Annotated in this window: 12 protein-coding genes and 1 tRNA gene; 12 read left to right on the top strand and 1 reads right to left on the bottom strand. The window is 66.4% G+C overall.

Going from position 1 to position 12,782, the window contains the following annotated elements; genetic code table 11:
* Positions 1 to 9 precede the first annotated feature (9 nt).
* From carA to greA, 3 genes are all read left to right on the top strand, one after another.
* Entirely contained in the window at positions 10 to 1,143 is a 1,134-nt protein-coding gene (gene carA / locus D577_RS0104475) for a glutamine-hydrolyzing carbamoyl-phosphate synthase small subunit (RefSeq protein WP_018946367.1), read from the top strand.
* Between the two features lie 73 nt (positions 1,144 to 1,216).
* A complete protein-coding gene (carB, locus tag D577_RS0104470) occupies positions 1,217 to 4,453 on the top strand; it encodes a carbamoyl-phosphate synthase large subunit (protein ID WP_018946366.1) in 3,237 nt (1,078 codons plus the stop codon).
* Complete coding sequence (gene greA, locus D577_RS0104465) at positions 4,450 to 4,929, top strand: transcription elongation factor GreA (protein WP_018869971.1); 480 nt, start codon at positions 4,450 to 4,452, stop codon at positions 4,927 to 4,929. Before carB ends, greA begins: the two co-directional genes overlap by 4 nt.
* Here the strand turns inward: greA and yhbY are convergent.
* A complete protein-coding gene (yhbY, locus tag D577_RS0104460) occupies positions 4,922 to 5,224 on the bottom strand; it encodes a ribosome assembly RNA-binding protein YhbY (RefSeq protein WP_018946365.1) in 303 nt (100 codons plus the stop codon). The genes greA and yhbY overlap by 8 nt on opposite strands.
* A 72-nt stretch (positions 5,225 to 5,296) precedes the next feature.
* Between yhbY and rlmE the strand changes: the two genes are divergently transcribed.
* The 9 genes from rlmE (at position 5,297) to D577_RS0104415 (ending at position 12,770) form a co-directional block, all read left to right on the top strand.
* A complete protein-coding gene (rlmE, locus tag D577_RS0104455; RefSeq protein WP_018946364.1) occupies positions 5,297 to 5,923 on the top strand; it encodes a 23S rRNA (uridine(2552)-2'-O)-methyltransferase RlmE in 627 nt (208 codons plus the stop codon).
* A gap of 58 nt (positions 5,924 to 5,981) precedes the next feature.
* Positions 5,982 to 7,958: an ATP-dependent zinc metalloprotease FtsH gene (gene ftsH / locus D577_RS0104450; protein ID WP_018946363.1), complete on the top strand. Its 1,977-nt coding sequence runs from the start codon at positions 5,982 to 5,984 to the stop codon at positions 7,956 to 7,958.
* 114 nt (positions 7,959 to 8,072) lie between these two features.
* Positions 8,073 to 8,957 (top strand): dihydropteroate synthase, encoded by an 885-nt coding sequence (folP, locus tag D577_RS0104445; protein ID WP_018946362.1) that lies wholly within the window; start codon positions 8,073 to 8,075, stop codon positions 8,955 to 8,957.
* Positions 8,958 to 8,968: 11 nt separating this feature from the next.
* Positions 8,969 to 10,309: a phosphoglucosamine mutase gene (glmM, locus tag D577_RS0104440; RefSeq protein ID WP_018946361.1), complete on the top strand. Its 1,341-nt coding sequence runs from the start codon at positions 8,969 to 8,971 to the stop codon at positions 10,307 to 10,309.
* Between the two features lie 120 nt (positions 10,310 to 10,429).
* A complete protein-coding gene (tpiA, locus tag D577_RS0104435) occupies positions 10,430 to 11,194 on the top strand; it encodes a triose-phosphate isomerase (protein WP_018946360.1) in 765 nt (254 codons plus the stop codon).
* Positions 11,191 to 11,577: a preprotein translocase subunit SecG gene (secG, locus tag D577_RS0104430; protein ID WP_018946359.1), complete on the top strand. Its 387-nt coding sequence runs from the start codon at positions 11,191 to 11,193 to the stop codon at positions 11,575 to 11,577. The genes tpiA and secG overlap by 4 nt, the downstream gene beginning before the upstream one ends.
* Positions 11,578 to 11,595: 18 nt before the next feature.
* Positions 11,596 to 11,680: transfer RNA gene (locus D577_RS0104425), tRNA-Leu, on the top strand.
* A gap of 266 nt (positions 11,681 to 11,946) precedes the next feature.
* On the top strand, positions 11,947 to 12,303 hold the full coding sequence (locus tag D577_RS0104420) for an NADH-quinone oxidoreductase subunit A (protein ID WP_018869963.1): 357 nt from the start codon (positions 11,947 to 11,949) through the stop codon (positions 12,301 to 12,303).
* Positions 12,294 to 12,770 (top strand): NADH-quinone oxidoreductase subunit B family protein, encoded by a 477-nt coding sequence (locus D577_RS0104415; RefSeq protein ID WP_018869962.1) that lies wholly within the window; start codon positions 12,294 to 12,296, stop codon positions 12,768 to 12,770. Before D577_RS0104420 ends, D577_RS0104415 begins: the two co-directional genes overlap by 10 nt.
* Positions 12,771 to 12,782: the final 12 nt, after the last annotated feature.

The raw sequence follows: 12,782 nt of genomic DNA, 5'->3' as shown, positions 1-12,782 counted from the left end.
GGTTCGCCCGTGCCCGCGCCCGCCCTGCTCGTCCTTGAAGATGGCACCGTGTTCCATGGTCAGGCGATCGGCGCCCTCGGCCAGACGGTTGGCGAGGTGGTGTTCAACACCGCCATGACCGGCTATCAGGAGATCCTGACGGATCCCTCGTATGCGCGGCAGATGGTGACCCTGACCTATCCGCATATCGGCAACACAGGGACCAACCCGGAGGACGACGAGTCGTCGCGGGCGCAGGCCGCCGGGCTGATCGTGCGCGACGTGCCGCCGCTGGTGTCGAATTTCCGCTCGCGCGAATCGCTCCCGGATTACCTGCTGCGCCACGGGATCGTGGCCATTTCCGGCATTGATACCCGCAGGCTGACCCGTCTGCTGCGAGAGAAGGGCGCGCAGAACGGCTGTATCCAGGCAGGCGAGGTGGACGAGTCCGCGGCCCTGGCCGCCGCCCGCGAGTTCCCCGGCATCAAGGGCATGGACCTGGCCCGGGAAGTCACCACGCGCAAGCGCTACGAGTGGCTGGAGGGCACCTGGCAGCTGGGCGGGGAGCCGCGGCAGCTGAGCCCGGACGCGGCCGAGTATCACGTGGTCGCCTACGACTTCGGAATGAAACAGAACATCCTGCGGATGATGGTGGACCGGGGCTGCCGGGTGACCGTGGTCCCGGCCGAGACCTCGGTGGAGGAGGTGATGGAGCTGTCCCCCGATGGCGTGTTCCTGTCCAACGGGCCGGGGGACCCTGAACCCTGCACCTACGCAATCGAGGCGATTCGCGGTTTCTGCGAACGCCGTGTGCCGCTGTTCGGGATCTGCCTGGGGCACCAGCTGCTGGGGCTGGCCAGCGGGGCGCAGAGCGTGAAGATGAAATTCGGCCACCACGGCGCCAACCACCCGATTCGTCACGAGGCCAGCGGACGCGTGATGATCTCTTCGCAGAACCACGGGTTCGCGATCGACGAGGACCGTCTGCCCGGGACCCTGACGCCGACCCACCGTTCGCTGTTCGACGGTACTCTGCAGGGGGTCGCACGGACGGACTGTCCGGCGTTCAGCCTGCAGGGCCACCCGGAGGCGAGCCCGGGGCCGCATGACGTGTCCGCGGCGTTCGACGATTTCGTCGAGATGATGCGCGCCGCCCGCGCCTGAGAATCCCGGCGGCGCGCCCCGCGTGCCGTCCGCCGAACCCGAATCCTGACCCGACAGCCAGCGAGAGGGCCTCATGCCCAAGCGTACCGATATCCAGAGCGTCCTGATCCTCGGGGCCGGCCCGATCGTGATCGGCCAGGCCTGCGAGTTCGATTACTCCGGCGCCCAGGCCTGCAAGGCCCTGCGCGAGGAGGGCTACCGGGTGATCCTGGTGAACTCCAACCCGGCGACCATCATGACCGATCCGGAGATGGCGGATGCCACCTATATCGAACCGGTCGAATGGAAGACGGTGGAGAAGATCATCGCCGCCGAGCAGCCGGATGCCCTGCTGCCGACCATGGGCGGACAGACCGCGCTGAACTGCGCGCTGGACCTCTCGCGCGAAGGGGTGCTGGAGAAGCACGGCGTGGAGATGATCGGCGCCAACGAGGCGGCCATCGACATGGCCGAGGACCGCGATCACTTCAAGGCCGCGATGGCCGACATCGGCCTGGACACCCCCACCGCGGAGCTGGCGCATTCCTGGGAAGAGGCGCAGCAGATCCAGCCGCGCATCGGCTTCCCGGTGATCATCCGGCCGTCGTTCACGCTTGGTGGTTCCGGCGGCGGCATCGCCTACAACCGCGAGGAGTTCGAGTACATCGTCAAGAACGGGCTCGACCTCTCGCCGGTGAATCAGGTGCTGCTGGAGGAATCCGCACTGGGGTGGAAAGAGTTCGAGATGGAGGTGGTCCGCGACCAGGCGGACAACGCCATCATCATCTGTTCGATCGAGAACGTCGACCCGATGGGGATCCATACCGGCGACTCGATTACCGTGGCCCCGGCGCAGACCCTGACCGACAAGGAATACCAGATCATGCGCGACGCCTCGCTGGCGGTGCTGCGCAAGATCGGCGTGGAGACCGGCGGCTCCAACGTGCAGTTCGCGATCAACCCGGAGAACGGGCGCATGATCGTGATCGAGATGAACCCGCGGGTGTCGCGTTCCTCCGCGCTGGCCTCCAAGGCGACCGGCTTCCCGATCGCCAAGGTCGCCGCCAAGCTGGCGGTGGGGTACACCCTCGACGAGCTGAAAAACGAGATCACCGGCGGGCTCACCCCGGCGTCGTTCGAGCCGTCGATTGACTACGTGGTCACCAAGATCCCTCGCTTTACGTTCGAGAAGTTCCCCCAGGCCGAGGCGCAGCTGACCACGCAGATGAAGGCCGTGGGCGAGGCCATGGCCATCGGCCGGACCTTCCAGGAGTCCCTGCAGAAGGCGCTGCGCTCAATGGAGACCGGCATGGACGGACTGGACGAGCGCATCGATCTCGATGCGCAGGATGTGGTGGAACGCTTGCGCACCGCACTGGCCAACCCGACGCCCGACCAGCTGCTGTACGTGGCCGACGCCTTCCGCCATGGCTTCAGCGTGCAGGACATCTTCGAACTGACTGCCATCGACCCCTGGTTCCTGGCGCAGATCCAGGAGCTGGTGGATCTGGAAAAGGCGGTGCGCGACCGCATCCTCGGTGAGATCGATGCCGAGGAGATGTATCGGCTGAAGCAGCGCGGTTTTTCCGACCTGCGCCTGGCCCGGCTGCTGAACGAGACCGAGAAGGCCGTGCGCAAGCACCGTCATCGTCTTGGCGTGCGCCCGGTGTACAAGCGGGTGGACACCTGTGCGGCCGAGTTCGCCACCACCACCGCATACATGTATTCCTCCTACGAGGAGGAGAACGAGGCGGAGCCGACCGACCGGCAGAAGATCATGGTGCTGGGCGGGGGTCCCAACCGCATCGGCCAGGGCATCGAGTTCGACTACTGCTGCGTGCATGCCGCACTCGCCATGCGCGAGGACCAGTACGAGACCATCATGGTCAACTGCAACCCGGAGACGGTTTCCACCGACTATGACACCTCCGACCGGCTGTATTTCGAGCCGCTGACGCTGGAGGACGTGCTGGAAGTCGTGGAGACCGAACGGCCCACCGGCGTGATCGTGCAGTACGGCGGGCAGACCCCGCTGAAGCTGGCGCGCGACCTGGAGGATGCCGGGGTCCCGATTATCGGCACCAGCCCCGACTCGATCGACCTGGCCGAGGACCGCGAGCGCTTCCAGGCCCTGCTGAACAAGCTGGGGCTCAAGCAGCCGCCCAACCGCACTGCGCGCAGCGAGGAAGAGGCCGAGAAGCTGGCCGACGAGATCGGCTATCCGCTGGTGGTGCGTCCGTCCTACGTGCTGGGCGGGCGCGCGATGGAGATCGTGCGTGACCGCGAGGACCTGCGCGGCTACATGCAAAGCGCGGTCTCGGTCTCCAACGAGGCGCCGGTGCTGCTGGACCGTTTCCTAGACGACGCGATCGAGGTCGACATCGACGCCGTCTGCGACGGCCAGGACGTATTCATCGGCGGGGTGATGGAACACATCGAACAGGCCGGTGTCCATTCCGGAGATTCCGCCTGCTCGCTGCCACCGTTCTCGCTGTCGCTGGAGCTGCAGGAGCGCATGGTGGATCAGGTGCGCAAGATGGCCGTGGGCCTTCGCGTGGTCGGTCTGATGAACACCCAGTTCGCGGTCAAGGGCGACGACATCTACGTCCTGGAGGTCAATCCGCGTGCCTCGCGCACCGTGCCCTACGTGTCCAAGAGCGTCGGTCTGCCGCTGGCCAAGATCGCCGCGCGCTGCATGGCCGGAACCTCGCTGGCCGAGCAGGGCGTCGGCGGCGCGGTGTTCCCCGACTACTATTCGGTCAAGGAAGCGGTTTTCCCGTTCGCCAAGTTCCCCGGGGTGGATCCGATCCTCGGGCCGGAGATGAAGTCCACGGGCGAAGTGATGGGGGTGGGCCGCAGTTTTGCCGAGGCCTTTGCCAAGAGCCAGCTGGGTGCGGGCGTTCTGCTGCCGTCCACCGGCAAGGCCTTCGTGTCAGTGCGCGACATCGACAAGCCGGAGGTTACCGGGATCGCCCGGCGGCTGGTCGAGCTGGGCTTCGAGGTGCTGGCCACCCGGGGCACCGCCGGGCTGCTGGAAGAACAGGGCATCGCCGTGACCCGCGTGAACAAGGTCACCGAGGGGCGCCCGCACATCGTCGACATGATCAAGAACGACGAGGTCAGCTTTATCATCAATACGGTGGAAGGCAAGCAGTCGACTGCCGATTCCTACACCATTCGGCGCGAGGCCCTGATGCACAAGGTGGGTTATACCACCACCATCGCCGGGGCCCGGGCCACGGTCCAGGCACTGGACCATCTGGAGGGCAGCGAGGTGTTCCGCTTGCAGTCGCTCCACCAGGAGAACCGAGCAGGAGGGTTGGGTTCATGAAGAAGACACCGCTTACCTTGAACGGCGCCGAGAAGATGAAGGAAGAGCTGCGGCGCCTGAAGGCCGAAGACCGGCCGAAAGTGGTCAACGCGATCGCCGAGGCGCGTGAGCACGGGGACCTCAAGGAAAATGCCGAGTACCATGCGGCGCGCGAGCAGCAGAGTTTCATCGAGGGGCGGATCCGCGAGCTGGAGGCGACCCTGTCCAATGCCGAGATCATCGACGTGACCGCCCTGCCGCAGACCGGCAAGGTGGTGTTCGGCACGACGGTGGTGCTGGAGGCCACCGAGGACGGGCGCGAGGTGACTTACAAGATCGTCGGGGACGACGAGGCCGATATCAAGCAGAACATGATTTCGGTGTCCTCGCCGATCGCCCGGGCGCTGATCGGCAAGGAAGAGGGCGACATCGTGACCGTTCAGGCGCCCGGCGGCGAGACGGAATACGAGATCCTCGAGGTGCGCTACGTCAACTGACGGGCTCGAGGCTGACCTTCGGCGCCTCCGGGTTGCGCCGGAACAGCGTGGCCACGTGGCCGATGCGCTGAACCAGCTCCGCGCCGGTGCGCTCGCACATGTCGTGGATGACCTCGGCGCGGGCGTCACGGTCGCCGATCCCGACCTTCACCTTGACCAGTTCGTGATGGGCCAGCGCCTGTTCCAGTTCGGCCAGCACTGCCTCGGACAGGCCGTGGCGACCAAGGGTCACGACGGGCTTGCGCGGGTGGGCGAGGCTGCGCAGATGGCGGCGTTGCGCGTCAGTCAGATTCACGGGAGGCTTGCTTCATTTTGAAACGGTACGAGTGTAGCACGCCGCCGCCGGCACGAAACCGGGGGGCGGGCGATGCCTAAGCGCAAGCGCTCCAGTCAGCGCTGGCTGAAGGAGCATTTCGATGACCCGTACGTGCAGCGCGCGCAGCAGGAAGGGTATCGTGGGCGTGCGGTCTACAAGCTGGAAGAGCTGGACCAGCGCGACCGCCTCCTGCGGCCCGGCATGCGCGTGGTGGATCTGGGGGCGGCCCCCGGAGGGTGGACCCAGTACGCGGCCGGGCGCGTCGGGCGCAAGGGCGTGCTGGTCGCCTCCGACATCCTGCCGATGGACCCAGTCCCCGGCGCGGAGGTCGTGACCGGGGATTTCCGCGAGGACGAAGTGCTGGACCGCATCCTCGAGACCCTGGGCGGCGAGGGTGCGGATCTTGTGCTTTCCGACATGGCCCCCAACCTTACCGGTACGGATGCCGTTGACCAGCCGCGTTCGATCCATCTGTGCGAGCTGGCGCTGGATCTGGCGCTGCGCGTCCTGAAACCGAATGGCGCGTTTCTGGTCAAGCTGTTCCAGGGGGAAGGCTCGGATGCCTACCTTGCGGAGCTGCGCCGGTGTTTCGCACAGGTGAAGGTGCGCAAGCCGAAGGCGTCGCGGCCCCGCTCACGCGAAGTGTACGTATTGGCGCGGAACCCACGGGATGTGTAACGATCCATTAGTATCCACGCATACGCGTTCGGCCCAGCACAGCTTTTGAGGTGTCGTTTTGAATGGCCTGGTAAAGAATCTGATCATCTGGGCGGTGATTGCCGTCGTCCTGATGTCCATCTTCAACAATTTCGCGCCCGATCCCGAGCAGCAGGCGACGCGCAGCATCACCTACTCGGAGTTCATCCAGCAGGTGCAGAGCGGTCGCGTGGACAGCGTCACCATCGAAGGTGACAAGATCTCCGGGCAGATGGCTGACGGAGAGCGCTTCTCCACTGTTAACCCCAACGATTCGGGGCTGATCGGCGATCTCCTCAACCACAACGTGGAGATCAACGCCGAGGAGGAGGCCGAGCGCGGCCTGTTGATGAGTATCCTCATCAGCTGGTTCCCGATCCTGCTGCTGATCGCCGTGTGGATCTACTTCATGCGGCAGATGCAGGGCGGTGGTGCCGGCGGCAAGGGCGCGATGTCCTTCGGCAAGTCCAAGGCCAAGCTGATGTCGGAGGATCAGGTGAAGGTTACCTTCGCCGACGTGGCCGGCTGCGACGAGGCCAAGGACGAGGTCGTGGAGCTGGTCGACTTCCTCAAGGACCCGGGCAAGTTCCAGAAGCTCGGCGGCCAGATCCCGCGCGGCGTGCTGATGGTCGGCTCCCCGGGTACCGGGAAGACCCTGCTGGCCAAGGCGATCGCCGGAGAGGCCAAGGTGCCGTTCTACAGCATCTCCGGCTCCGACTTCGTCGAGATGTTCGTGGGCGTGGGCGCCTCGCGCGTGCGCGACATGTTCGCCGAGGCCAAGAAAAACGCCCCGTGCATCATCTTTATCGACGAGCTGGACGCCGTCGGGCGTCAGCGCGGCGGCGGCATGGGCGGTGGCGGTCACGACGAGCGGGAGCAGACCCTCAACCAGTTGCTGGTCGAGATGGATGGCTTCGAGGGCACCGAGGGCGTGATCGTGATCGCCGCGACCAACCGTCCCGATGTGCTGGACCAGGCGCTGCTGCGTCCGGGCCGCTTCGACCGTCAGGTCGTGGTGCCGCCGCCGGACGTGCGCGGTCGCGAGCAGATCCTCAACGTGCACATGAAGAAGACGCCGATCGCGGAAGACGTGAACCCGCACAAGATCGCGCGCGGCACGCCGGGCTTCTCCGGTGCGGACCTGGCCAACCTGGTCAACGAGGCGGCGCTGTTCGCTGCCCGCGCCGGCAAGCGCCTGGTGGACATGAGCGACTTCGAGCGCGCCAAGGACAAGATCATGATGGGCGCCGAGCGCCGCTCCATGGTGATGTCCGAGGACGAGAAGAAGCTGACCGCCTATCACGAGGCCGGGCACGCGATCGTGGGGCTGACGGTCCCCGAGCACGACCCGGTGTACAAGGTCAGCATCATTCCGCGCGGCCGGGCACTGGGTGTCACCATGTTCCTGCCGGAGGAGGATCGTTACAGTCACTCCCGGACCAAGCTGGAGAGCCAGATCGCCAGCCTGTTCGGCGGGCGCCTGGCCGAGGAGATCATCTTCGGCGAGAAATCGGTGACCACGGGGGCATCCAACGACATTGAGAAGGCCTCGCAGATCGCGCGCAACATGGTGACCAAGTGGGGCCTGTCGGAGAAGCTGGGACCGCTGGACTATGGCGAAGACGAACAGCAGTCCTTCCTCGGACCGTCGATGGGCAAGCCGAAGCAGATGTCGGACGACACCGCCAACGCGATCGACGAGGAAGTGCGCAAGATTATCGATACCCATTACAACCATGCGCGTCAGATCCTGGTAGACAATCTCGACAAGCTGCACGCGATGGCGGGCGCGCTGATGAAGTACGAGACCATCGACGACAAGCAGATCGGGGACATCATGGCCGGTCGCGAGCCGCGTGAACCCGCCGACTGGAACGATGGTTCCTCCGGCGGCGACGATGCCGGCACTCCGGCCGGTGAAGGCGAGGCCGGGGACGGCTCTGACGATTCTCGCGACAGCGACAGCGACAGCGACAGCGACCGCGGGGTGGTCGGCGGGCCCGCGCCGCAGTCCTGATCGACGTTCGGCTCCGCCGCACTCCGGGGGGGCTGCCCGCGCATCATCATGGCCGCCGTGGCTCTGTCGCGGCGGCCTTTTCTGTTGCCGTGTTTCGCTTTCATGGGAGGACTGATGACGGTTCCAACGGCACCCACACTGCTGTATGGCCCGGCCGGTCCGCTGGCCTTCGATCGCCCGCGGGTGATGGGTATCCTCAACGTGACGCCGGATTCCTTCTCGGACGGTGGCGCACATGACCGCGTGGATCGGGCCGTGGCCCGTGCGCGGCAGATGCAGGACGAGGGCGCGGATCTGATCGACGTGGGCGGGGAATCTACCCGCCCGGGGGCCGAACCGGTGTCGCTCGCGGAAGAACGTCGACGTGTCCTGCCGGTGCTGGAGGCGCTGGCGGCGGAGGTTTCCTTGCCGGTCTCGGTCGATACCATGAAGCCGGAGATCATGCGCGACGCGGTGCGGGCGGGCGCGGCCATGCTCAACGACGTGAATGCCTTCCGTCGGCCGGGCGCCGAGGAGGAGGCGGTGGCGGCCGCCCGGGAGCACGGCGTGGCCCTGTGCGTGATGCACATGCAGGGCGAGCCGCAGTCCATGCAGCACGCCCCGCATTACGGCGACGTGACCGCCGAGGTCCGGGCGTTCCTCGACGCACGCTGCAGTGCACTGCAGGCCGCGGGGGTGCCGCCGGACCGGCTGGTGGTGGATCCGGGTTTCGGTTTCGGCAAGACGCTGGAGCACAATCTGGAACTGTTTCGCCATCTCCCGGACCTGGTCGGTGATGGTTGGCCAGTGCTGGTCGGGGTCTCGCGCAAGTCGATGATCGGGGCCCTGCTGGGACAGCGGCCGGTGACGGAGCGTGGCAGCGGGAGCGTGGCCGCCGCGTTGCTCGCCGCGCAGCAGGGGGCGCGCATCCTGCGTGTGCACGACGTCGCGGCCACGGCGGACGCCCTCGCGATATACTCCGCGCTGGATCCCCGCGGTACTGACGGGGTCATGTCTTAGGGAGGAACCGCATGGGACGTTATTTCGGGACCGACGGCATCCGCGGGCGAACCGGCGAATGGCCGATGACGCCGGAGTTTGCCCTGCGCCTGGGCTACGCCGTGGGCGAGATCCTGGGCGAGAACGGACATGCCCAGGGGCCGGTGCTGGTCGGCAAGGATACCCGGGTCTCCGGCTACATGTTCGAATCGGCGCTGGAGGCGGGCCTGTCGGCGGCCGGGCTCGACGTGGCCCTGCTGGGCCCGATGCCCACGCCGGCCATCGCCTATCTGACCCGGACCTTCCGCGCGACGGCGGGCGTGGTGATCAGTGCCTCGCACAACCCTTTCAACGATAACGGCTTCAAGTTCTTCACTCCGGAAGGCGACAAGCTGCCGGACGCGGTGGAGGCCGCGATCGAGGCGCGCCTCGACGAACCCGCGCAGGCCATCGACGGGCGGCGCCTGGGCAAGGCGGTACGCATCTCCGACGCTGCCGGGCGCTATGTCGAATTCTGCAAGAGCGCCATACCCGCGCGGTCCGAATTGCGCGGCATGCGCATCGTCCTCGACTGTGCCCACGGGGCGACCTACAACGTCGCGCCGCATGTCTTCGAGGAGCTGGGGGCGGAGGTCGAGCTGACCGGCGCCATGCCCGATGGCTACAACATCAACGAGGGTGTGGGGGCATTGCACCCCGACCGCCTCGCGGAACGTGTACGCGCGACAGGATCCGATCTGGGCATCGCTCTGGACGGGGATGGTGACCGCGTGATCCTGGTGGACGCTGCCGGCCAGATCGTGGACGGTGATCGCATCCTCGGGATCCTCGCCCTGGAACGCCTGCACCTGGGTACGCTGGGCGGTGGCGTGGTCGGCACCCAGATGACCAATCTCGGCCTGGAAAACGCGCTGGCGGAGGTCGGAGTGCCGTTCGTGCGCGCGCGGGTGGGGGACCGCTATGTCCTCGAGGAACTGCGGCGCTACGGCTGGTTGCTGGGCGGTGAGAGTTCCGGACATATCATCTGTCTGGATCACACCACCACCGGTGACGGCACCGTGGCCGGACTGCAGATCGCGCACCTGATGCAGCGCAGCGGCCGGTCCCTGGCCGAACTGGCCGCGGCCATCCCGCAGTTCCCGCAGGCCCTTGTCAACGTGCGCCTGGACGAGGGAGCAGACGAACGTCTGGATGCGCCGCCGGTCCGCGCCGCCGTGGCCGAAGTGGAATCCGAGCTGGGTCGCCGCGGCCGGGTGCTGTTGCGACCGTCGGGCACGGAACCCCTGATCCGCGTCATGGTCGAGGCGGAAGACGCAGGCGCCACGCAGGCTGCCGCGGAACGCATTGCGGACGCGATCCGCGCGGTCGCCTGACTCCCGCCACCCGGTGCGCGTGACGCGGCGCCCGGGTGGTCGGTTGATTTGCCGGGAACGCGCCGGTAACATCCCGCCGCTCAATCATGGAACCCTGGCCATCGCAGGAGGAACCACCGCATGCGCAAGCCGCTGGTCGCCGGAAACTGGAAAATGAACGGCTCCCGCGACGCCAATCGCGAGCTTCTGTCCGCGCTCCAGTCGGAGCTGGACGGGCTGGCCGGCGTCGAGCTGGCCGTGTGCCCGCCTGCGGTCTATCTGCCCGAAGTGGTCGAGGCCCTGGCCGACAGCCCCATTGAGGTCGGGGGGCAGGACTGCTCCGATCAGGCTTCCGGCGCTTACACCGGCGAGGTCGCCGCGGCCATGCTCAAGGATGTGGGCTGCCGTTATGTGATCGTGGGGCACTCCGAGCGCCGCGACCGCCAGGCCGAGGACAGCGCCTGGGTGGCGGCCAAGTATCAGGCGGCCCTGGCCGCCGGCGTGACCCCGATCCTGTGCGTGGGCGAGCAGAAGGAAGAGCGCGAAGCCGGCCGCACCGAAGCGGTGGTGGGCGAGCAGCTCGATGCCGTGCTGGATGCCGCCGGAGTCGAATCGCTGGACCGCGCCGTGATCGCCTACGAGCCGGTCTGGGCGATCGGCACCGGCCTGACGGCCACCCCGGAGCAGGCGGCCGAGGTGCATGCGTTCATCCGTAACCGGGTCGCCGGCCGCGATCCGCGCGTGGCTGCCGACCTGCGCATCCTGTATGGCGGGTCGATGAAGGCCGACAACGCCGCCGGGCTGCTGGCGCACGATGACATCGATGGCGGCCTGGTGGGCGGCGCCTCGCTGGATGCCGCGAATTTCGCCGGGATTGCACGGGCCGCGACCGGGGCGGGCGAATGATCTACGGGATCCTCCTGGTCGTTCAGGTGGTGGTGTCGATCTCCATCATCGCGCTGGTGCTGATGCAGCACGGCAAGGGCGCGGATGCCGGGGCCGCATTTGGCAGCGGGGCTTCGGCCACCGTGTTCGGTGCCCAGGGGTCGGCCAACTTCCTGAGCCGCGCCACGGCCTTTCTGGCCGCGGTGTTTTTCATCAACGGGCTGGCGCTGGCCTATATCGCTGCGTCGGAACCCGAGGCGCGCAGCCTGATGGATGAACCGACGCCCGAAGAGGCGGTCGAGGACGATATCCCGATCGGGGATGTTCCGGGCATGGCGCCTGACGATTCCCCTGCCGACGAGCCGGCGGATCCGCCCTCGCGGCCGCAGGACGTGCCACAATAGGGCTTCAGTCAGGAATACGCAGATGTGGTGGAATTGGTAGACACGCTATCTTGAGGGGGTAGTGGCGCAAGCCGTGTGGGTTCGAGTCCCACCATCTGCACCATTTTTCAGGGAAGGTTCCGTCCGGAGGTCCGGGCGGAACCTTTTTATTGTAAAGCCTTTATAAACAATAACTTGGCGTTTTAAGTGAGCTTGACACCGTTTTCCGGCTTCACCTAGACTGCCTCACCGGTGAGCGCACCGGCCCGATCGCCCGAGGGCCGCGGCCCCGGCGCATTCACCCAGCAACGCTGAACCGCCCATGGTCCGGCCCTCCTGTTCGGCCGACCCGTGGACCTGCCCGCCCGAGGCGGCGTACGGGAGAGAGACATGCTGGAAGGATATCTGCCCATCCTGCTGTTCATTGCAGTAGGCATCGTGATCGGTATCGTGCCGCTGGTGATCGGCATGGCCGTGGGGCCCCGCAAGGCGGATGCCGCCAAGGATTCGCCGTATGAATGCGGCTTCGAGGCGTTCGAGGATTCGCGCCTCAAGTTCGACGTTCGGTTCTATCTGGTCGCCATCCTTTTCATCATCTTCGATCTCGAGATCGCCTTTCTGTTTCCCTGGGCCGTCTCCCTCGATGCCGTAGGCCTGTTCGGGCTTCTTGCGATGGCGCTGTTTCTGCTGATTCTGGTAGTCGGCTTTGTCTACGAATGGAAGAAGGGGGCGCTGGAATGGGAATAGAAGGCGTTCTGGAAAAGGGCTACGTCACCACCTCGGCTGACAAGCTCATCAACTGGGCCCGCACCGGCTCCCTGTGGCCGATGACCTTCGGCCTGGCCTGCTGCGCGGTGGAGATGATGCACACGGGTGCCGCGCGCTACGACATGGACCGGTTCGGGGTGGTGTTCCGCCCGAGTCCGCGCCAGTCCGACGTGATGATCGTGGCGGGTACGCTGGTCAACAAGATGGCACCGGCGCTGCGCAAGGTGTACGACCAGATGTCGGAACCGCGCTGGGTGATCTCCATGGGCTCCTGTGCCAACGGCGGTGGCTACTACCACTATTCGTATGCCGTGGTTCGGGGGTGCGACCGCATCGTGCCGGTGGATATCTACGTGCCGGGCTGTCCGCCGACGGCCGAGGCTCTGCTTTACGGCATCATCCAGCTTCAGAACAAGATCCGGCGCACGAACACGATCGCGCGCTGAGCGACCCGGGGT

This window comes from Thioalkalivibrio sp. AKL17, from assembly GCF_000377885.1.
Taxonomy (GTDB): Bacteria; Pseudomonadota; Gammaproteobacteria; order Ectothiorhodospirales; family Ectothiorhodospiraceae; genus Thioalkalivibrio; species Thioalkalivibrio halophilus.
Note: the sequence above shows the minus strand (reverse complement) of the source record. Positions and strands in the feature narration are given on the sequence as shown.